Origin of the sequence: Bacteroides sp. CACC 737, assembly GCF_013874375.1 — a bacterium.
In the GTDB taxonomy this organism is placed as follows: domain Bacteria; phylum Bacteroidota; class Bacteroidia; order Bacteroidales; family Bacteroidaceae; genus Bacteroides; species Bacteroides uniformis.
Genome location: NZ_CP059408.1, coordinates 2,220,549 through 2,241,004, shown reverse-complemented (window position 1 = coordinate 2,241,004; position 20,456 = coordinate 2,220,549). Strand labels below are relative to the sequence as shown.

Here is a 20,456-nt window from a genome sequence, read left to right as displayed (position 1 = left end):
GATAAAGAATAGATGCCTATATCATTTTGCGGATATTGGTACAAGGAGTGGCGGACATGCGTATCCGCTGCATTTCCAAAGAAAAGTCCTCGTAATAACAGATGATATGGCTTGCGGCAAGCGCACCGGTGAGGCTGTCTTTCTCTGAAAGCGTCTCCTTGCTGTCCGCCTTCTTTATCAGGTCATCATATAAGGCGCAATACACTTTGTCGGTATCTGCCGGATAGCATGTACCGGTGATGACGGCTGAAAGATGTATCTCCGGGCATTTGTCCGCTTCACGGAGTATGATGGCCGTATCTGCCGCCAATAATCCGATATAGGTATTCAGATTGCAGGAAAACATGCGGTATCCTTCATCATAAAGTGCAAGAATAATACGGTAGAGTTCCATACGGATATTGTTTTCCCTGAACCGGTCGTATCGGCTTGTCTTTTCAATGGTACAGCCTGTAACGGCAACATTCCTGTCATACATATTTCCATGAGTTTTTTTGTTAATGCCTTGTCCGTAATTACTGTTAAGTACCGAAAAAAGCACGGAACTTAACAAGTCCGAACACAGGCACGACCAAGCGCCTCGCAGGAGACGAGTTAAGTCCGTGCCAATGGATATGACAAGGACTCCGCTCGTTTATTCTCCTGCATTAAAATTGGTCGTTTCGTGTTCGGGAATAAACAGCTAAAAGCTATTCTAATATGTTATCATTCAAATTCTTTAATCTTATAACCTTCTTTTTTTGATTCAACCCTGCAAAAATAGAAAAAAGCCGGGCAACCGCATAGGGATTGCCCGACTTTTTTGAGAGGAAGTATTCAGGTGTGGGGTGTGGCAGGTCATTCCACCGGCTCGCCGCCATAGCGAAGGCGGCAGATTTCCTTGTGGATTTCACACATGATATGCAGCTGCATCCGCTTGCTGATATGGCGGCTTTGGGAACGCATGAACAGACGGTTTTCTATCAGGCTGCAAAACTTCGTGCCCTCCCTGCTTACAATGCAGACAATCTGATTTTCAAGGAAAAAATCCCTGTCGGTGGAATACTCCACGTCCGGGAACATTCTTATATATTTCATTCGCAAATATTTTAAAAGGTTTTACGGTGGCGGTGTGGGTGGGGTCGTCCGGCCCTGCCCTCTGTTCTCTTGGGGCGGTGAAAAAGATGTGCCGGATATTGTTTCCGGCACATGCTTTCCGCTTGGTGTCAGGCGGCTTTTCCGCTTTCGGGCTTCTCTGTTTTCGGGGCGGTGGTCTTCTTTTCCGTCTTTTCTGTCGTCTGCTGTTTTTCGGCTTCCCTGGCAGCTTTCTTTTCCGCTTTCTTCATTTCCTTTATCCTTTCCTCCAAACGTTCATGCCGTTTCTGATATTCTTCCTCGTGGGTGGCTTTGACAAGTCCGTATTGGTCGGGGAAGTGCATGTTTGCGAAGTCCCTCAGCAGCTTGGATGCGTTGTTGTCTCCGTGGCCGTTCTCACAAAGGAAGTGGCTGATGAAGTCCCGTTTGATTACCGTTTTTTGTGTGTCCGTCAGTTTGGCAACGATTTTCATCCGCTGTTTCTCGTCCAATGCGAAAGGCTGGTCCTTGATGCCGAAAAGCGGGAAATGTCTCCTTTGAAGTTGGGCAAGCATGGCAAAATAAACCATACCGTCTTCGTACTGCGTGAACGAGCTTTCGGGATAGTCGTTCTCACGGACAATCTTTTTCGTATCGGCAACGGTCTTTTCGATGGAAAGCTGTTTGAAACGCTTGTCCCTTTCCTGCAATGTCCCGATAGTGACGGGGGCGGTTTCCTTTCTGTTTATCTCCACGTAGCAGAGTTCGGGTTCTGTCTGTCCCACCTTTACATAGGTCTTTATCCTGCCTTCCTCCTTCATGCGGTCAAGTTCCTCCACCTTTCGGGCATATTCCTCGTTTCTGCGCTCAAATGTCTGCACCGCCTGTTCGTACTCTTTCGTTTGGGTGAACTGCTCTTTCTTCGGTGCTTCGGGTGCTTTGGGGAATTCCCTTGCCGATACGTTGTAGTCAAGTTCCTTGATTTCATGCCCTTTCTTGTCCAATTTCTGTAGTGCCATATCGTTACGGCTTCCGTAGTAGGGGCGTGCGACAACCAGCTTCGGATCGGATTTCAAAAGTTTCTCCGTCTCTTTTGCCACATGGGCTGCGTTCTTGGCCTCCAGACATTTGCGGTTGGTGCAGTGTCCGCACCCGTTATGCTCGGCAAAAAGGTTGTAATTGGCTGCGTTGTGTACGCATGTATTGCATTCCGTCTTGTCGAACTTGTATTGCCCAAGGTCGGTGGTATAGTATTTTTCAAAGTACCTTTTGAAGAGGTTCAATGTATATCCCGTCCAATCCTCACCGTTCCCCTCTTTGAGGTGCTTCTCGTACACGTCCTTTTGTATATCGGGCTCATAGGTGCTTATCTCCTCGGCTACGCTGACAGTGATTGTTTCATTGTCCAACAGTTCACCGACAGGCGCATAGAGTTCGTTCAGTTTCAATCGGGTATAGATATATTTCTCGCTCCGTCCGAAACGGGCGGTCAGTGAATACATGTCATATCTGCCCTTTTCAAGCAACCGCTTGAACGCTTTTGCTTCTTCAGTGGGGCGTACCTGCTCACGCTGCAAGTTCTCGCTTAACGACATGTCTTCCGCTTCATCGTCCGTCACATTGTTATATATGGTTGCCTTTATGGTCTTTGCTCCTGCAAGCAATGAGGCACGGTAACGGCGTTCACCGTATATAATTTCATAACCGCCTTCCGTGCGTGGGCGTACTGCAATGGCCTGCAGGATTCCTACTTCCCGAATGCTTTCCGCAAGTTCCTGCAATGATGCGTCATTGAACGTCTTGCGGTGGTTGTCCGTGCTTGGGTGTATGGTAGTGATGTCAAGGTCTGTTTCGGCTGTGGCCGTTGCAAGCGGTGTCTTGAAAGTGGCCTGCTGCGATGCTTCTTCCGTAACGGTGGGAATGGTTGCCGTTTCGGGTGCTTCTGTCACTTCGGTAGCCGTGGGCACGTCCTGCGGTGTGAGTAGTGTCATCGGTTTCGGGATGATTGCCAAAGCGGTCACCTTTACTGCATTTTCTTTCTCTGATTTCTGTACGCTGTTCGTCTGTACTTTCTTGTTCGTCTTCATAATGATAAGTTTTAAATGTTGATAATTAATTGAATGGTTTTCCGTCTGAAAGGTATTCCCAACCGTTGGCGTTGCTTTCTTCCGTGAAGTGTTCCAAAGTCCGGGTGCTTTCCATATCATCCCGACAAGCACGGAAAAAACTGTCGAGACATTCGTTCATAAGGCAGTCAAACGTGATATTTTCGGTGGGGGATTTCAAGAACTGATAAATCGGATCAAGAATACAGTTATCTATATAATAGCCCGTAAGGGGACAACAGGCATCTACAAATATCCTGCTTTTTCGTCCTTTCGTCCCTTTCCAAAAATATTTTGGCGTGTATAGGTCGTTCCAATGGTTGTTCATCAGATAGGCCGCCAACCGCCAACCGTTTAGCCTGTCTATGCAGTCTTCCTGCCTGCTGCGGTAGTCATAGCTGTAATTGCATGCGTCATATCTCCAATTACGGCACACAATGCCGAAGCGTTCGCAAAAGGTATTAAGGGTCTGACGGTTCTCGTGTGTCCAACCGTAAAAATATCGGTTGTACAACCATTCGGTGTGTGCTTTCTCTTTGGCTTCCTCGGATAACTCGGTTATCCGATAGAGGGTGTATGTTCTTGTTTCCGTTCTCATGTCGTTACTTTTTTATGGGTTCGTTGATAGGCGGGCGGATTGTTCCGCCCTGCCGTTCATGCTGTCATACACGGATGCACGTGGCGAGTGCTTCCCTTACTTTCGTTTCCTGCTTCTTGGAATATATCCACCCTGCACGCCTTTCGCCCTTATAGGTGAGGTTCGCACGGAACAGACCGTTCAGGTCTTTCAGAATGTCCTTTATCGGCCTGGTGTCACCGAATACGGCAATCGCCTTCTCGCTGTATTCCACGATTTCAAGACTGAGGGTTGAAAAGTCTGCGGTTGCTGTGGATTGTTCTGCCGTATCGCTGTCCGTCTGCGGTGCTTTCATACAAAGGTTGGCTTCATCCCCTGCGGTGTGCGCATACCGTTCTATGAATTTTTCAAGGTCGTGGATAGGCTCTTTCTCAACCGTCCAACCGCTGTACTTGTTCCTGCCCAGATACATACCGTCTCCCATGCTGTAATTTTCCCGGTGTTCGTAATCTGCGTTATATTCCGCCAAATAGGCTGTTCCCTCAAAATTGGCGGCATGCTTGCGCATTTCTGAAAAGAGGTTGCGTGTATGTTTGGAAAAGCCTAAAATGACGGTTCTTGCTATACTGTAGTCATAATAGTCCGTATAGCTGTCGCACTCGTTTACCCGTAACGTGCCGATAATGACCGCCTTTGCATCCGTCGGGACAAGGGGGCGCAAACGCTCCGCACCGATTTTGGCGATACGTCCGTATTCCTCTCTTGTTTCCTTCGCTTTCTTTTCTTCTTCGGCTTTCTTCTCTTTTGCCTTGGTGAGTAAAGCGGCTGTTTCCAACGGATCTAAAAACTTGGGGTTCGCATCATCGTAATAGATTCCTATTCCGAATTTTTCCGATAACGGCCGGATAAGGTCGGATGTATGAAACTCGTATGTCTGCAAATTGACAAGATGATAGGTTATTCCCCACTTGTCACGGGTTACTTCATACACAACATAGCTGTCATAGCTATCCAATACTACCACTTGGTTGACTGAAACGGTCTGAACGTCTCTGTCGTAACTTCTGTTGGCTCCCAATAAATGTACTTTGTTCATAATGATTTGATTTTAAAATGATTCATATTCTGTCAGAGTATCACGCAAAGCGCAAGGATGAAAAGAGCGAGCACGCAAAGGATGCACCACACGGCACGGATGAGGAAAACCACCACCGCCAAAACTGCCAACATGGGCAGAATACCACCCCAAAAGGCACACACGAAACGCACCGCCACATAGACCACGAAACCGACCAGCGACCACTTCACCCAATTTTTAATGCCGGTTGGAGCGGAGCCGAAGCCTCGTTTCCAATCCTGCTGTATTTCAATTCTCTTTTTCATAACATTGACTTTTTTTTTATGCCTTGTCGGTGGCTTCACCTTGCTCGTTTCAGGGGGCAGATACGGACGGGGAGAAAATATGCAAGGCTTTTGGTGAAAAATTTTCAACCGCCCGGCTGGACGGATTGAAAAATTTTCGCCAAAACCCGCAGGGCGCGAAGCGGCCTTGCAGATTTTTAGGGGTCCCGTCCGTAGCTTCGCACCCTGAACCCGGCAAGGTGGAGCTACTGACGGGATAAATAAAAATGGGAAAATCGTTATATGGGAAAAAGAGAATTGAAATACGGCGGGATTCAAGGGCTGTTGCTTGAATGGTATAATAGAATTTTACAAGTAATATAACACAGAAAAAAAACTGAATTTAATCAGGGGAATGGTATATCTTATATTTCTTTTCAAGTAAGATATTAAATTAAAAAACGAGACCTGTCATTCTCCATTTGCAGATGTGTAGAAGTATTAATCCATTAATGGACAATAGGGCATGTAAAGGGCAGATTTTCCGTATATTCGCCTCCTTATCCCCGAATTATGGGCGTAAGTCGCATGGTCATGGAGATATATCTATCCTTTAATGAGGAGAACAGCCGGCAAATATCTGATGGAAAAGCCCCACAAACCACAGGAAAATAGCCACACAACGGTATGATACACAATAATTATTGAAGAAACGTGCTCCGCTCCAGCGGACAGCATGTTGTGTTTTCGTTTAACCGAAAATGAACGGTTTAACGGAGGATACACCGATAAACCGTTACTTATTTCAAGCTCCGGCGTCGCTTTTTACATATCTAACTATAATTCATTTGAAATCACAAAACAGATTGAACCGAATGTGGTTAGTTTGTCTGTTTGTTTCATGTCCGAATCATTAGTATGCTATGTTGCAAAGTTCGTATTCATTATGAAAAAATCCGCTTACGAGAACAAGGTATTCAGGTAATTTGCCATCCTTTCCCCAAAGAAGTTCGATGTTAAAAAGTTCAGCAAGCGTTTTGGCTATGTCAAATCCGAAGGCTTCGAGTGACGGACGCACTTTTTCCGGGTGTCGGCATGGTGTGCCGCAGTTACGCGTACACTCGTTATTGGGGCAGAGTGAAGACATTTACCTATATAGGCAAATGAACGCCCTCCATATTTCCGTTCCATATCCAATAATTCGCTCTCGATTCGTATTCGTTCCGGTAAAATGAGTTTTTGTGTATATTCAATCGGAATATCTTTGTCTTCAGGGATTATCTTCGTTGCCATAAGATGTGCATACTTGTATTGCCGGAGAAACGATTCCGTATCAAAATCAAATGGAGGACACCCCCAACTTTTGCCATAATTGGTACATTGTTTGCAAAGTTCAAGAAAATGTGGTTCGTCACGGAATTCGGCGATATATCCTTCAACAGTGATGTCTGAAGTAAAATTTTCTACAGTGTATGTACTCATTGTTTCAAAATCATTGTACCGCATAAGGAGTCAAAACGAATGTTCTCATTTTGGAAAAGTCTGTCAATGTATCCGCTTTTCCGCATTTCAGACGCGGTCAAGCAGTTTAAATTCAGGGTATCTAACAATGCTATCGAATCGCACATGGACAACGCGATGTCAAGTTCATGTGTCGAGAACATGATACATTTTTTCTCGTCGTGGACAAGCCTACGAAGCAACGCCACAAGTTCGTAGCGATTAGGCATGTCAAGAAAGGAAGTCGGTTCATCAAGGAGAATGATAGGAGTATCCTGTGCCAATGCACGAGCAATCATCACACGCTGGCATTCGCCATCCGACATTTTATCCATCGTGCGGTTTGCATAAGCCTCCATTCCCACCGAGATGAGCGATTGCATGACTATCTCCTTATCCGCCTCTTGCATCCTGCCTATCCAGTTGGTATAAGGAGCACGGCCTATGGCTACGACATCTTTGCACCGCAGGTTGGCGATGCGCGTGCGCTCGGTCGTGACGACGGCCAGCGTTTTTGCCATATCTTCGGTTCTCATGCAGGCGATGTCGTGCCCGTCGAGAATGATTTTTCCGGAATAACACCGGTTCAGACCGGCTATGGCGCGGAGTAGCGTCGATTTCCCTGTCCCGTTTCTTCCGATAAGGGCTGTCAATTGACCTTTTTTTATCGTGGCATTTACCTCGTGGAGCAACGAGTTCTCTTTGTAACCTATGGAAAAATGCTGTAATTCTATCATGCGGTGATGGATTTGTTGCGTAAAACCACCCATACGACGATTGGGATTCCCAATAGAGCTGTAATGGCGTTGATCGGCAAGGTGAATATTTTGGAAATGACGTCGCAAAGAAGCAATATCGATGCTCCTGAAAGAATTGTTCCGGGTAGAAGGACACGATGATCGCTATTTTGGAAAAGCATTCTTGTGACATGAGGCATAGCGAGACCTATGAAACCTATCGGACCGCAAAAAGCGGTTATCGTTCCGGCGAGCAGCGTTGTCGAGAGAAACAATAGGCCGCGTGAACGCTGAATATTCAGTCCCATCGTTATGGCATACTCTTCTCCAAACAACAAAAGATTAAGCGACTTGATTGTTATTACAGCCAATAACAACCCGACTAATACTGATGGAACAAAGATGGCAAGTTGTTGCGCTGTCACATCCCCTAATGCTCCCATCGTCCATATCACAAACATTTTTAGAGACTCGTCATTGGCTATATACTGCAAAATCTGCACGACAGCGCCTACGCCCGATGAGAACATCATACCCAGAATCAGGATTACCATGATGTCTTTTATTCGCTGTCCAACGGCAGTTATCACGAGCAATACGACAGCCGCACCCACCCATGCAGCTCCGGCAATGCCTATTGATGAACCGAGCCCAGCAAGTACCACGAGTGCCACACCGAGACTTGCACCGGAACTGATACCGAGGACATAGGGACCGGCAAGAGGATTACGGAAGAGGGTCTGCATCTGAAGACCGCTGACTGATAAGGCAGCCCCGGCCAACAGTGCCACTATAGCTTTTATGAGGCGTATGTTGAGTACGATCTTTTCCGTGGCACGGGGACAATCTCCCCCAGTCAGCGCTGCCCATACATCGCGGATTGGAATATTGACAGCTCCCACGGCCAAGTCCAGTAAAAAAAGACCGACCGTGAGCGTAATCAATATGGAGGACAATATAGTCGAACGGGAACGCATCTATTTCAGTTGCTTGTAATACACACACTCTTCCTGCGCCAGTTCGGGATGGAATATCTTCACAAGGTCGCGGAGCACGATGTCAGGATTCACGACAGCAGACTCGTAATAGTCGTTACCCCCGGCTGTGTTGATACGGGCGTTGTTATTATACACCTCTCCATTTTTGAAACATCGGGTATCGGTGAATTTCGGACATGATGCCTTCAATTCGTCAAGGGAGTTCGCCATTCCCACGTTCAGCCACATGTCCGCATCTGACGCGAGTAGGTATGCTTCTTCCAAGTCAACGGGGATAGAAGCGTTTCCCGTGTTCTTCTGGTAGATATAGCGACCGCCTGCATCGGCAATCAAGCGGGCGACATAACTTTGGGTTGAAGGCATGAACCACGAGTCTCCATAAGGGACATTAAGCATAACCGAAGGAGTGCCAAGGATACTGTCGGCCACTTTCTTTTTCAAAGTGTTGTATCTGACCGGGATTGCGGCAAAGGCTTTTTCACCCTTCTCACGTTTCCCTGTGACTTCAGAAAGCACTACCATCCATTCAGCCTTACCGAGAGGCGACTCTTCGAGATAATCGCCGACATACATGAACGGTATGTCGAGTTCTTCGAGTTTGCTTTCCATTGCGCTTGCGCCGTTCACCCCATAGAGCAGAACGAGGTCGGGATCGAGCGAGAGCAGCAACTCGTAGTTGATGTTTCCTTCATAGCCGATGTCACCAATACTGTCGCGGCGAGCTTGGATGTCGGGGTTGGAAATGTAGTCGATTCCCGAAACGCCGGTTATGCGCTGGACTTCACCGATCGCGTCAAGCATGGCGATATGAGTGGAAGACATCGCCACGATGCGTTTGGCGTCTCCTTCGAGTACCTGTCCGGCAAACCCTTCGGGAACCTCTTCGCCGTTGCGGACGATAAACAGCCATGTGGTTACGCTGTCTGCTCCCTGCCAGGGATTCCTGACGGTTATCAGTACGCTTTCCTTCCCGTCCGCCCCTTTGATGTCGAAGCCGGAGGCATATTCGGGAGCATAAAGCAGCAGGTTGAAATCATTGAGTTTTGAACTTTTGTTGTGGCAGCCTGTAAATGCCAGAGAAAGCAACAGAATCAGGCTTAAATTCTTTAATGCGTTCATATTGATGCAGATTATCGTTTACTATTTTTGTTTTTTCCGAACTTGGGCGTTATGCCGATGAATATCTCGAAATTGATGCCCGGCATGGGACGGGACAATACGGAAAGGTATTCTTCATCGAACAGGTTGTTGATGCTGCCCTTTAGCGACAGGTCGGCCCATCGAAAAGAGAGCTGTTTTTCCAGTGTCACGTTATTCATGAAGTAAGGAGGCAGATAGCCCGTCAGGGTATAATCATTACTCGACATGGTATAACGCTGGCTGTAATAACACCACTTGTAGAGCAGGCTCCATGTCCGCCATGACAGACATCCGGTCACCGCTGCGGAAAACTCCGGTACGTATGGCAACTGTTTGCCGACGGATTGGTCTGCCGGACTCATAGGTTCGCTCTCGTTGATCGAGGGAGTCCACGAGAAAGTTCCGTTCATATCCAGTTTCCATTCCCTTCCGAGCATTACATCAAGGTGGGCGTTGGTCTCTGCCCCGTAAGCATGTACCTTCTTGAGGTTTCTGGGAGAGAAGAATCCCTTGGTTGTGGGTAGCCAGATGATCCAGTCGTCGATGTGCGAATCGAACCAGTTGATACCACCGCTCAAAGCATATACATTTTCTTTCCCCACCGAGAATGACAACCCCACGTCGTATGTGAAGCCGTGCTCGCTTTTTAGGTCGGGATTACCGCCCGGCAGAAAATAGAGATCGTTCAGCGTGGGGAAACGGTAGTTTCGGGAGATGGATGCTTTCGCCACGATATTGCCTTTCTTCGACAGTACCCCGTCGATGAAGAAAGCCGGGATAACCGGGGCCCATTCCGTACCGAACATATCCTCGCGAAGAACAAGCGAGGCGGCAAAACGATCGACAGGCCGCCATTTCGCAGAAACGGAACCGGAAAACTCGACACGTCCCTTGTCATACCCGACAACAGCCTTGTTACCTTCCTGCGAGATGATATTTTTGTCCGCGCTTTCCACCAAATGTTGGTGTACGGAAACACCGGCCGTGAACAGCCATTTCTCTGAAGGTGCATAATCCCCGTCCGCACTTCCGTAGAACGTGTTAATCTTACTGCGCGAGCGGGTCATCGAAGCCATTTCGCCGTTTCCCTTGTCCCGCCTGTAATCATAGGCCATCCATGTGTGTATATAGCCACCTTTTACACCGACCTTCCATTTCTCCCGCACGCGTTCCCACGAGAGGACGCTGCGAAACGTCTGCTCCCTTTGGCGGTTCTCGAAGTCCATGCTGTTCCCGTAATCCGTGGTGAGCATCGCCAGTTCCCGGTTGGAATTGATATACCAGGCGTTTAGCCCGAACTTGTCACCTTCGCCCGTGTTATAATAAATTTCCTGCAAAATGTGCAGATCCTTATAAGCCCCGCTGCGGTTGCGCTCCGTCGGATAATAGGAACCGATGATGTTCTTGTCCTCGTCATAGATGTTTTCCTTCTTGTCCCGGTTTCGGTATTTGTAGTCGTTGGGAGAAGAGGAATATACCACACGGGTGGAGGACTGCCAGTGTTTGTTACCGTAGGTCAGGCGGAGAAACTCGTCGAACGTGCTGAACGACCCCACTCCCTGCACGTACTGCAACCCGAATCCTTCATGGTTGGCCGGAGAAGTGGAGAGCCTGACCAGACCACCCAAGCCGCCGCCCGTTTCGTTTACCGACGAAGTTCCGTGCAGCAGCGAGGCATCATCGATAAAGTAAGAAGGGATGGTGGAAAAATCTGTCATGCCCAGCATCGGGTTGTTGATGCGCATACCATTCCACGTCACTTGAGTATGCGAGGGAGAGGTACCCCGGAAAGCTACAGTAGATAACGTGGCGCGTCCGTAGTTCTTGACAAAAACGGATGAGTTGAATGTCAGCACATCGGCCATAGATAAGGCGATGTTCTCTTTCATGGCGATGGAATCGAAACGGGTTCGTTGCACGCCTATATCCTTCATCGGTCGTTTGCCTACCACCGTAACCTCCGGAATACGCAGCACCCTTTTGGTAATGCTGACGGAATTTTTTTGCTGGGCGGCAAGCAGAAAGGGCAGGCTTACCCCCACGAACAATAGAATAAGATGTCTTTTCATTTTTGTCCTCCTTCCTCGTTATTTCCAGCAGAAAGCTCCCGGAATGATTCCCACGTAAAATTCATCGATCAGCTTACCTTGCGGCGAATAGCGATACACGATACCTTGCTGCTGGTAATCAATAGCGTCGGCCACATATACTTCCCCGTTGTTGGGATTGACCGTAAGGCCGTAGTATTTGGTGTCCCGAAACTCCAGAAAAGGTCGGACGGGAACACGGTCGGCTTCCACCGGCATTCGCCAAATATCGTTATTGATCCAGTAAAGCGTATCCCGTGTACCGTTGAGCTGGACTTCCGAAGGCCAGTCGCCCAGCTTGAACTTGAACTGTTTCTCTACGGTGAAAGTCTCGGTGTCTATACGGTAGAGAGACGGTGCCTCGTAGCCGTATGGGCTGCCCTCGTAACCGCCATCCGTGATGGTCCACATTTTGTTGTATTTGTCCATGACCAGCGAAGTAGGCTGTATGCCGATGGTCAGTTCGTCCACGACCTTGTCCGTCTCCGTGTCGATTTTCAGGATGCGGTTCTGGTACGACCAGCAGTTCACATAGACGTACTTGCCGTATTGCACCATTTGTTCGGTGGAACCCGATTCCATGTCCATGTCTGGACATTCGATATAGCCGGTAATCTCGTATGTCTTGGGGTTGATGATGAAGATGCGGTAGTCCCATATTTGCGTCACATAGGCTTTCTCATCCGACAGGAAATGGATATACCGGGGTGAGGTGAAACCTGTGATACGGCCCACTTCCTTGAAAGTATTGATGTCGATGGCGAAAATCACATGCGAGTTGTTCACCACGACCCAGCCTATACCGTCCCGGATAACCATAGATTGGGCCACATCGCCCAACTTGAACCCGTTGGCACGGTAAAACACTTCATTCTCCACTTCGCACGTGGCAGGATCATAGTAGGAAAGCGAGGCATTGCCGTACTGGAAATTTCCCTCGTTGGTGATGAAAAGACCGGAAGCCGATGCCGAGAAATTCTCCATCTCCCCATAATCCCATTTCATGCAACTGCCGAAAACTGGCAGGCAGAAAAGAAAAAGGCAAATCCGTTGTATTGTTCTGCTCATTGTCATTCAGATAAAAAAGAGTACCCGAATCATTACGGGTACTCTGGTTAAGGTATAAGGTTTAATCCTGCTGCGTATATTGTTTGTCCCTCATTTTTTGGAAGGTTGGGTTATACCCACATTTCGTCACACTCCAGCTTTCCTCCGTAATCATTCCGTTTTCTATGAACTTACCGAAGAAAGTGTAGTCGGTGAATTTTGTCAAACCGTCAAAAACAACCCCATGCAAGGTCTTCAACTTCTCCATGGAAAATGTTTCCTGAGAAAGAGATTTCGCTTGTTTTATCTGTAACGTACCATCTATTGTCTGTAACTTAGCACAAGTAATACCTGTTGCTTGATTAACGAACAACCCTTCACCTCCTACGTGAAGCAATTCCGGAAGATTCAGTGATTTACTTTGTAAAGTCATTGCTAAAGAACCTTTTCCCTCTTTATAATATACAGGAGAGGCTGAGCAACAGATTTTGGATAACAAAGGCAACTCACAACTGGTTAGATTGCCGGACAAATAAAATTGTCCACCCACCTCTTTCAATACAGGCATTGAAACAGTCCCCATCATAGGCATTTGGATGTATCCATATCCGTCTACGATTTCCAAGTCAGGGAATTTTGCCTTGCTTCGCATTTGGCCTGTCACATACAGATTTCCATGTACATGTTGAATTGTCGATATGGTATAATCGGGATTGTTAGTGGTTGGCTTACAAGTGAAGTCTTTGATATTCTTGAACATGATTTCAGGGAACTTGTTATTCGTAAGACTGGTGATGACAAAATTTACATTTGACAAATCTTCGGCTGTTTCAATTTTGGAGAGCTGCACCTTGTTTATAATTTCAATCTGGGGAGCTGTTTCTCCGAAGGTTTCAAATCGGGCGTTCGGCAACATCAGTGTTCCGCTCACGTCTTCAAGATAATCCAACGTAATGCTTCCAAGTGTGGTGATTTTACTCCAGTCAGGAAGCTGCTTGAGCGCCGTGAAATTTTTTATCTTTATCTGCCCCTTCACCGTTGTCAGTTTGTCCATTCCACCGAAAGCCTGAAGCACGTCATTTCGTTGGGGAACAAAACTACCGGTAGGAGGAGTTTCCATGTTGGCTTCCATAATAATACTTCCGTTTACTGTCTCGACTTCCGGTAGATTAATGGTTTCCAACATCACGGGGACGGTGTGGAAATCAAAGCCACCGGTCTCTTTCAGCTTAAGGAAGCTCATGGAAGTCAGTTTGGCAAGATTGTTCACGGACAAGACACCTCCGACACTTGTCAGTTCCGATAATTCTAAAGAAGCGATTGTTCCGGCTGCCTTGTTTTCTTCATTGAGTCCCTGGATATTCAGATCCTGACCTACAGTGGTCAGAACCGGAAACTCAAAACTCTGTAACGACGGCGCATTGAACATCACGCTTCCTTCAATAGTTGCCAGTTTCTCGAATAGGACATAAGTCACTTGGTCGTTATATACCGATATGTCTCCGGAGAGCATTTCCAGAGCTTTCATGGAAATCATGTGAAGCTCCGTAGCTTTCGAGGCGACATCGACCGAACCTAACTGCAAACCTCCGGCTGAAACGATATTATCCAACCCTGTCAAGTCTGCACCGTTGTAACTGTTACGAATGACAATGTTGCCTGTAACCTCTTTCAAAGATGCCAATGCAGATATGTCAGTGATTTTTTCTGCCTCTTCCGCATCAGAACCGATAATCAGGTTCCCTTTGACAACGGTTGTTTTGGTTGCGGCAAAAGAAGCTACCTCCTCGGTGGTCTTCAACTCTACATCTCCATCAGATTCTATTTCGCTTTTCACCACCTTATAGGCATATTCGCGGGCATCTCCGTTATAGGATGTCACCCGGAAGGTCCGTTCGTTATCCCAGTCCGTTACCGTTTTTGGATTAGGTATGATTGTTGCAGAAGTGGTGTACTTGAATTCCACTTCGGCATTGTTCAACGATACCGTATAAGGAACGGTTATCGTTACTGTATTGTCCGTAATATCGGCCGTGTACGATTTTCCGTCCACAGTCATCACAACTGACGTGATGAAATTCTCATCTGCATCTTCAGGTATAATTTCATCGTTTTTGTCACATGCTCCCAAAAAGAACAAGGATAGGAGCATGGGAAGAAAATAATTTTTCATACTTGTATTTATTGTTATTTTGTTAAATCCTCAAAAGAAAATACTTCCGTTGAAACTTCGCCCAACCAGCCGCTTTTGGCCAAGACACCGCATTGCACTTTGATAAAATCAATATATTGCAGATTGGCTTCCGTTCCATCGGCATGGATGGCATTGGAAATTTTGAAACCGTTCCTTTGCCCGCTTCCATCTACCGTACTGCCGCCTTCTATCTGGTCGTTTCCAAAATTATCCACATACCCCCAGTCATAACTCTGATTATCCCAATAACCGGTTTGTGAATCTTGGGTGTTGCGGGCGGCCAAACAAGTGCCTGTCAGGGTATAACTGTTTTCCGAAATCCAAGCCGGATAATAATAGTCCTGTGTATGATAAGCGGACAGATAGTCTACCCAGCCGTTTCTACCGTCGGAACTGATCCATTGGACATCCATTTTTTTGCCTTCCGGACGGTAATAGGTCACTTCAAAATTCTGTATTGTTTCTTCCTTGCCTGCTTCAGATCCTTTCAGTTCGTACCACTCGTCATCCGGCAATCCGTTTCCGTTTATATCCTGCATGACCCATACGATACCCGGTTCGGAACTTCCGTCAAAGGCGTTCCCCTGAACACAGAAATCATATTGGTTACCCGAATTGGGAATACTGTGGTCGAAACCGACGATGATATAACCGCCGAAAGAACCTAAAGAGACGTGCAGTTTGTCTTTTAGACGCTGTGTTGCCCATGCGACAGCCGCTTCAGGGGATGTCTCATTGCCGGTCATACCGCCTATCGTGCTCGTTTCGTTGATAAATTGGCCGGGAGCCGGGGTATATTCATAGACTTTATTCCAGAGCTTGGAACTTCCCGAAGCCAAGAATCCGTCCTGCTCTTTTTTGTCCACACAGACGACTTTTACAGTGGCAGTGACAGCCGTCTTTCCTTTGTCGATATTCCTACTTATTTTTTCCGTCGGTGTGTCTTCCAAAACAGTACAGGAGACGGTGTATTCTCCGGGTGCGGACGGCGTGAACTTGAACATGCGTTCCACTTCTCCTTCCATGACCTGACCGTCCACACTCCACTCAAAACGGGGATTATCGAAATACTCCAACAATGGGCGCAGGAAAACAGGACGGTCGGCAAAAGTGTACCTGTCCGTGGATGTTTGCTGGTAAGACGGGGTCGGGAATTTGACAACGTAGGGCATCGTTTCCACGACCTCTACGCTTACGTCCTTTGTTGTTGTCCCATCTATATTGGAAGCGTTGATTGTCACCGTATAAACACCGAGTTCTTTTTCATTGAAGGTATAAGTATTCTCGGTGGAAACGATTTTTCCTTCCCGTACCCATTCGATTTTGAACCCTTCTACATCCGAATGCTGAATATCGGGAGTAAATGTGTAATCGGTATTCCGGACGACTTTTAATCCCTGCGAAGGAAGTGCCAGTGAGATAACCGGAGGGGTGAGTTCTTTCACTTCTACTTTCAGTTCCTCTTCGGCATAGCCTTCCGCATTGTCTACTCTTAGTTTGACGTAAAAATCCCCGCATTCATTCCATGTACGTTGAAGAGACGGACCCGAAGAAACCAGCGTACCGTCTATCGTCCAAGCAAAAAGAGCATCTTCAACATTCTGGTATGTCGGGGCGATAGTCAATTCATGACCGACCTTGACCGTGTAAATGCCGGTCTCGCTGTCAAGTTCTATTATAGGTTGTCCTCCTACTTCTTCGGTAATGACTTCATCCTTGTTGCAGGAGGTAAACAGCATACAGGCAAAAATAATAAAATAGTAAAAACGATGCATAATGTGTGGATTTTAGAAAAATAACAGGGATACCCCGACAGAAGGGATATCCCTGTATTCTTTTTATTGTATGGTGATATCATCGATACAGATATAAGCCGGAGTATTCAAACCGTATGCTCCCGAATCCGAACCCTCGAAGTTGAATTTCACACTTTGCACCTCTTCGGCATTGATTTCCCAATAATCCCATGTCGTGATAGGATCAACCTGTTGTTGGCCGTCACGATAATCGGCTAAAAGGCGTTTGTAAGTGCGGATCAGACCGCCATCCGCATCATAACACTCCAGATTCACTTGGAAATACCCTTTCATCTCTTTCAGAGGAGTCGCTACCCCCGTAGGACCGAACTGATTACCATAAGTGATGACACCATAAGTGTATGAGGTGTTGCAGATCCACAGGCCGACCAATTTCCGGGGAACATTGAAATAAAATTCTGGTTTAGCCATCCATGCCTGATTGTAAGCATCCACATATCCGTAAACGACACCGAAATTGGAGCCGCTATGCCCGGCTTCCTTATCCTGTCCTTCCGCTTCCACCGCAGTGTTATAGACAGAACACTGGTTCAGATAGGAATACCACCAGTCTCCGGTATTCCCCGATTGATTGGAGCGGATGTTCCAGTTGGAAAGTGCGATGCCGCCGCTGGAATACTCTGTGCTTCCACCTACTGTATTAAACATTGAAAGAAAGAGATATTCTTCCGGAGTATTGTCATAAATGGTGGTTACTTGAGGATACCCTTGGTACGAATAAAGATTTTCTCCGGCCGAGGTAGGTCCTGCCAACATGCCGGGATTGAAATCATCGAAAGTGACAGTTAAAGTACCGTCCGGATTTGTCACAGCACGGGTTTGCGAAGTTCCGGAATCAACCGGTTCCATCAAAAAGTCATCGTCCGAGCTACAGCCGGAGAACAAGGCGGTTGCGGTAAATAGACAGGCACCTGCCAGAAAGCGTAATTTTCTTTTCATAGGTCACTCATTTTAATGTAAACATATTATTAACAAACACAAAAAAAACGTTCGTGCGAACTTACACGAACGGGAATATGTCTGTCTTCAAATATTGAATGGCCAATGAGCTATTCCTTATTTGATTACGACCCGTATATCCCGCAGGTGTAAATCTCATTCCAGTCATGGCAGGTCTTCTGACTCGTCCCGGTCATCGTGCCTTCCCGGTATTACACCAGTGGCAAAAGTTCGATGTCCGTTTTTGTGGACTCACAGCAGCGGGTACTGTCCCGGATTTTCACCGGGTTCCCTTTTCATTCGGAAGACGTAAACCTCCCGAAACCATTTCTTGACTGCAAAATTATCTATATTACATATCAATTCCAAATAATTCATAATATTTATAATAAAACACACAAAGCATGACAACCGTACTGTTTTAATTAGAGCATTCAAGTTTACGACAAACGAAGACGGCAATTATCATACACAATATCCATAAACCACCAAAACAGCTTGCCATTTTCCATAACAATGCGTTTTGGAATAGATAACTGTTAGCTGCAATTATGCAAGCAAAAAAAACAGACAGAATAATGACTATTAATATTATGCACCAGAAATTAATCCTATAAATTTATGGAAAACAAGTAAGGGAATGGAAGTTCCGTTGCCGCATGGATGCAGGTGAAGGGCCTTCTCTTTTAACGTTAGATACGCCAATGCACGCCAACGGAAGACTCTGATATTATCTGTTTGGAAAGGATATAGGATGTGCGTTACTTTGTCGCATATTCAGAATCTTAAAAAGAATTTTAGTATGGAACTGACAATTATTGAAACAAGTGCGTATTAGGAGTTGAGAAAGCTGGTCAGCACGCTGGTCGTACAGATGGGCGACTTCCAGAAAAAGATTGCCCCGTCTGCGCCGGACAAGTGAATGGATGCGCAGGACGTATGTGATGGACTTATGCCCAAACACTTTCTGAAGGGTTTACAGCAGCATCCTCTTGAGTATGGCCAGAACGGCAAATGCGTGGCGTGCAAGATACGGGATGACCTCGACCCGGCAGTTGCATTTCCTGCCTATGATTCCAAGGCTGAGCCGCATGGCATTGTATTCACCTACCGGAAAGGCACATTCAGGAGAGTCTTTCTTTTCATCCGTACCCCTATATTTTTTAATCAGTTCGATAGCAATAGGCAATAATTTTACGACATACGCCACTCCCGTTTTTATACGGTTGCCCATCAGCCATGTGCCGCCGTGGAGTCGGTATGGATATTATCGTATGTTATGGCTTTCAGGTCCACATAGGAAAGACCGGTGAAGCACATGAAGAGAAACATGTCTCGCATGGCACGCTGGCGTTTGTATTTCAGCTCCACGTGGATGATTCTCTGTAATTCCTCTTCAGTAAGAAAAGACCTTTTCTTGTATTCCGGCTTGCACTCGAAGGATGTGAAAGGATGGACTCGCAACCAACCCTTTTCCTGCGCGATGTACATCGGCCATTTCAGGGTATTGACACGGTTGAAAGCGGTGGCATTCGCATTGCCTGCCGTGCCGAGCATCCATGTGTAATAGTCCTCAATGAACGACTTTTCAAGCTCGTCAATAGCTATATCCTCGATGTTCTTTTTGGTTTTCATGAAAAGCAAAAGACTCTTGTAGTCGGCAACCAGTCCACGGTAAGTGCTTTCCGCCTTTCCTTTGCCTATCTTTTCTTTATACGATTCAATCTGTTCTCTGAAGAGTACCATAAGAGTATGGCATTCCTTTGAGAAACCTGCATAGCGGTTATATACTTTCTTGGCCGTAACAAAACTGTCATGATCGCAAATGTACTGATGTATCTTTAGGAAAGGCATGGGCGGAGGCTTGCAACACGCCCTATGCGTATTATAAAATGACTACAGCGGAAGGAGGTATTTGTGTACCATTGATTGTTTCTGGTCTGGATGTACAGCGAGGCAAGATAGATACCAGCAACTTGATGCATGTCACTGATTTGTTTCCTACAGTACTGGATTATGTCGGGATTTCCAGACCGGATGTGTACAGGGGCAAGAAGCTTGCACCACTTTATGGAAAATCTCTCCGTGCTACTTTCTCATCAGAAACACCGTCACGCACGGATAACGAGGCCATCTGTTTTGAAATGGCAGAAAGCAAGGCAGTCATAAAGGGACAGTGGAAAGCGACCCTTCTACTTCCTCCTTATGGGGACGGTATGCACTGGAAGCTGTATGATATAAGTCGTGATTATTCCGAGAAAAAAGATTTGTCTCATCAATATACCGACAAACTGAAGGAGTTAGTTTCCGATTGGGAACGTTATGCTACATCTGTAGGATATATTTCATCAGATGGTACACATATTATCGAAGAAATCGGGGCAGAAGATTTTTATGAAATCCCTCTCCATGACGGACATTCTCAAGGTAACTAAAAGAAAATAGTCATTTTTTCCGTACATAAATAAACCACAGATGATTGTGCCAAGAAGAGAAATACCTTATTAATGTGTATTTCTCTTCTTTCTTTTTAATGTCTCTGTGTTTTGTTACAGATAATGTATATAATTAAAGAACAGAAAAAATATGATCTCTATAGAAGTTTTTTCTTCCGGGATGTTGTTCAAGTAAACAATGCGGATGAAATCATCACGGACAAACTGGCTCTCTGTTCCGGAAGTATATGCTGCCTGTGACGTTTCTGATATGGCGTATAAGCAGATTGTCATATCCATGGGGAGAAGGGGCAAAAGCTGCTTAGTCCGCTTTTACTGACCGGATCAGAGTCGTAAGCATGTAGTGTGACCGTGTAATTAAAGAAGAAGGCAGATGCTCTTAATTTATAGGGCATCCGTCTTTATTCTTTCAGGTGCTGATATGTGCTTTGCAACCAAGTTGTATGAGATATGTTCTACCTTTGC

Annotated in this window: 15 protein-coding genes, 2 pseudogenes and 1 riboswitch; of the genes and pseudogenes, 1 reads left to right on the top strand and 16 read right to left on the bottom strand. The window is 46.4% G+C overall.

Annotated features, from left to right (window positions below):
• Window positions 1-16: 16 nt before the first annotated feature.
• The 16 genes and pseudogenes from H1A11_RS09750 to H1A11_RS18860 all read right to left on the bottom strand — a co-directional run.
• A complete protein-coding gene (locus H1A11_RS09750) occupies window positions 17-478 on the bottom strand; it encodes a hypothetical protein (RefSeq protein ID WP_060386383.1) in 462 nt (153 codons plus the stop codon).
• A 359-nt stretch (window positions 479-837) separates the two neighbouring features.
• Window positions 838-1,077, bottom strand: a complete 240-nt coding sequence (locus tag H1A11_RS09745; protein WP_060386384.1) for a hypothetical protein — start codon at window positions 1,075-1,077, stop codon at window positions 838-840.
• Between the two features lie 128 nt (window positions 1,078-1,205).
• Window positions 1,206-3,140, bottom strand: coding sequence for a ParB/RepB/Spo0J family partition protein (locus tag H1A11_RS09740; RefSeq protein WP_060386385.1), 1,935 nt, complete (start codon window positions 3,138-3,140; stop codon window positions 1,206-1,208).
• 25 nt (window positions 3,141-3,165) lie between these two features.
• The gene (locus tag H1A11_RS09735) at window positions 3,166-3,756 is read right to left on the bottom strand and encodes a hypothetical protein (RefSeq protein WP_117742428.1); all 591 of its coding nucleotides are present in this window, start codon (window positions 3,754-3,756) and stop codon (window positions 3,166-3,168) included.
• A 64-nt stretch (window positions 3,757-3,820) separates the two neighbouring features.
• Window positions 3,821-4,831, bottom strand: coding sequence for a fusion protein (locus H1A11_RS09730; RefSeq protein ID WP_134855148.1), 1,011 nt, complete (start codon window positions 4,829-4,831; stop codon window positions 3,821-3,823).
• Window positions 4,832-4,863: 32 nt separating this feature from the next.
• A complete protein-coding gene (locus H1A11_RS09725) occupies window positions 4,864-5,118 on the bottom strand; it encodes a hypothetical protein (RefSeq protein WP_181757155.1) in 255 nt (84 codons plus the stop codon).
• Window positions 5,119-5,989: 871 nt separating this feature from the next.
• A pseudogene (locus H1A11_RS09720) lies at window positions 5,990-6,558 on the bottom strand (DUF2284 domain-containing protein).
• Complete coding sequence (locus tag H1A11_RS09715) at window positions 6,555-7,313, bottom strand: ABC transporter ATP-binding protein (RefSeq protein WP_060386389.1); 759 nt, start codon at window positions 7,311-7,313, stop codon at window positions 6,555-6,557. Before H1A11_RS09715 ends, H1A11_RS09720 begins: the two are co-directional and overlap by 4 nt.
• Window positions 7,310-8,290 (bottom strand): iron ABC transporter permease, encoded by a 981-nt coding sequence (locus H1A11_RS09710; RefSeq protein WP_060386390.1) that lies wholly within the window; start codon window positions 8,288-8,290, stop codon window positions 7,310-7,312. The genes H1A11_RS09715 and H1A11_RS09710 overlap by 4 nt, the downstream gene beginning before the upstream one ends.
• On the bottom strand, window positions 8,291-9,430 hold the full coding sequence (locus H1A11_RS09705; protein ID WP_060386391.1) for an ABC transporter substrate-binding protein: 1,140 nt from the start codon (window positions 9,428-9,430) through the stop codon (window positions 8,291-8,293). It lies immediately after the preceding gene.
• A gap of 11 nt (window positions 9,431-9,441) precedes the next feature.
• On the bottom strand, window positions 9,442-11,520 hold the full coding sequence (locus H1A11_RS09700) for a TonB-dependent siderophore receptor (protein WP_146265156.1): 2,079 nt from the start codon (window positions 11,518-11,520) through the stop codon (window positions 9,442-9,444).
• Between the two features lie 18 nt (window positions 11,521-11,538).
• A complete protein-coding gene (locus H1A11_RS09695; RefSeq protein WP_117667440.1) occupies window positions 11,539-12,606 on the bottom strand; it encodes a YncE family protein in 1,068 nt (355 codons plus the stop codon).
• A 61-nt stretch (window positions 12,607-12,667) separates the two neighbouring features.
• Entirely contained in the window at window positions 12,668-14,758 is a 2,091-nt protein-coding gene (locus H1A11_RS09690; RefSeq protein ID WP_060386393.1) for an epidermal growth-factor receptor (EGFR) L domain protein, read from the bottom strand.
• Window positions 14,759-14,772: 14 nt separating this feature from the next.
• Entirely contained in the window at window positions 14,773-16,554 is a 1,782-nt protein-coding gene (locus tag H1A11_RS09685; protein ID WP_117667438.1) for a PKD-like domain-containing protein, read from the bottom strand.
• Between the two features lie 63 nt (window positions 16,555-16,617).
• A complete protein-coding gene (locus H1A11_RS09680) occupies window positions 16,618-17,535 on the bottom strand; it encodes a DUF4465 domain-containing protein (protein WP_060386395.1) in 918 nt (305 codons plus the stop codon).
• Between the two features lie 151 nt (window positions 17,536-17,686).
• Window positions 17,687-17,879: riboswitch (cobalamin riboswitch) on the bottom strand.
• Window positions 17,880-18,514: 635 nt separating this feature from the next.
• Window positions 18,515-19,377 (bottom strand): annotated as a pseudogene (locus H1A11_RS18860) (phage integrase SAM-like domain-containing protein); the annotation flags it as partial.
• A 50-nt stretch (window positions 19,378-19,427) separates the two neighbouring features.
• Here H1A11_RS18860 and H1A11_RS09665 point away from each other — a divergent pair.
• Complete coding sequence (locus tag H1A11_RS09665; RefSeq protein ID WP_060386396.1) at window positions 19,428-19,970, top strand: hypothetical protein; 543 nt, start codon at window positions 19,428-19,430, stop codon at window positions 19,968-19,970.
• The last annotated feature ends 486 nt before the right edge of the window (window positions 19,971-20,456 follow it).

Bases quoted from the DNA above. Each gene is read 5' to 3' on its own strand.
- H1A11_RS09750 (WP_060386383.1), bottom strand. From the start codon at position 478: ATGTATGACAGGAATGTTGCCGTTACAGGCTGTACCATTGAAAAGACA.
- H1A11_RS09745 (WP_060386384.1), bottom strand. From the start codon at position 1,077: ATGAAATATATAAGAATGTTCCCGGACGTGGAGTATTCCACCGACAGG.
- H1A11_RS09740 (WP_060386385.1), bottom strand. From the start codon at position 3,140: ATGAAGACGAACAAGAAAGTACAGACGAACAGCGTACAGAAATCAGAG.
- H1A11_RS09735 (WP_117742428.1), bottom strand. From the start codon at position 3,756: ATGAGAACGGAAACAAGAACATACACCCTCTATCGGATAACCGAGTTA.
- H1A11_RS09730 (WP_134855148.1), bottom strand. From the start codon at position 4,831: ATGAACAAAGTACATTTATTGGGAGCCAACAGAAGTTACGACAGAGAC.
- H1A11_RS09725 (WP_181757155.1), bottom strand. From the start codon at position 5,118: ATGAAAAAGAGAATTGAAATACAGCAGGATTGGAAACGAGGCTTCGGC.
- H1A11_RS09715 (WP_060386389.1), bottom strand. From the start codon at position 7,313: ATGATAGAATTACAGCATTTTTCCATAGGTTACAAAGAGAACTCGTTG.
- H1A11_RS09710 (WP_060386390.1), bottom strand. From the start codon at position 8,290: ATGCGTTCCCGTTCGACTATATTGTCCTCCATATTGATTACGCTCACG.
- H1A11_RS09705 (WP_060386391.1), bottom strand. From the start codon at position 9,430: ATGAACGCATTAAAGAATTTAAGCCTGATTCTGTTGCTTTCTCTGGCA.
- H1A11_RS09700 (WP_146265156.1), bottom strand. From the start codon at position 11,520: ATGAAAAGACATCTTATTCTATTGTTCGTGGGGGTAAGCCTGCCCTTT.
- H1A11_RS09695 (WP_117667440.1), bottom strand. From the start codon at position 12,606: ATGAGCAGAACAATACAACGGATTTGCCTTTTTCTTTTCTGCCTGCCA.
- H1A11_RS09690 (WP_060386393.1), bottom strand. From the start codon at position 14,758: ATGAAAAATTATTTTCTTCCCATGCTCCTATCCTTGTTCTTTTTGGGA.
- H1A11_RS09685 (WP_117667438.1), bottom strand. From the start codon at position 16,554: ATGCATCGTTTTTACTATTTTATTATTTTTGCCTGTATGCTGTTTACC.
- H1A11_RS09680 (WP_060386395.1), bottom strand. From the start codon at position 17,535: ATGAAAAGAAAATTACGCTTTCTGGCAGGTGCCTGTCTATTTACCGCA.
- H1A11_RS09665 (WP_060386396.1), top strand. From the start codon at position 19,428: ATGACTACAGCGGAAGGAGGTATTTGTGTACCATTGATTGTTTCTGGT.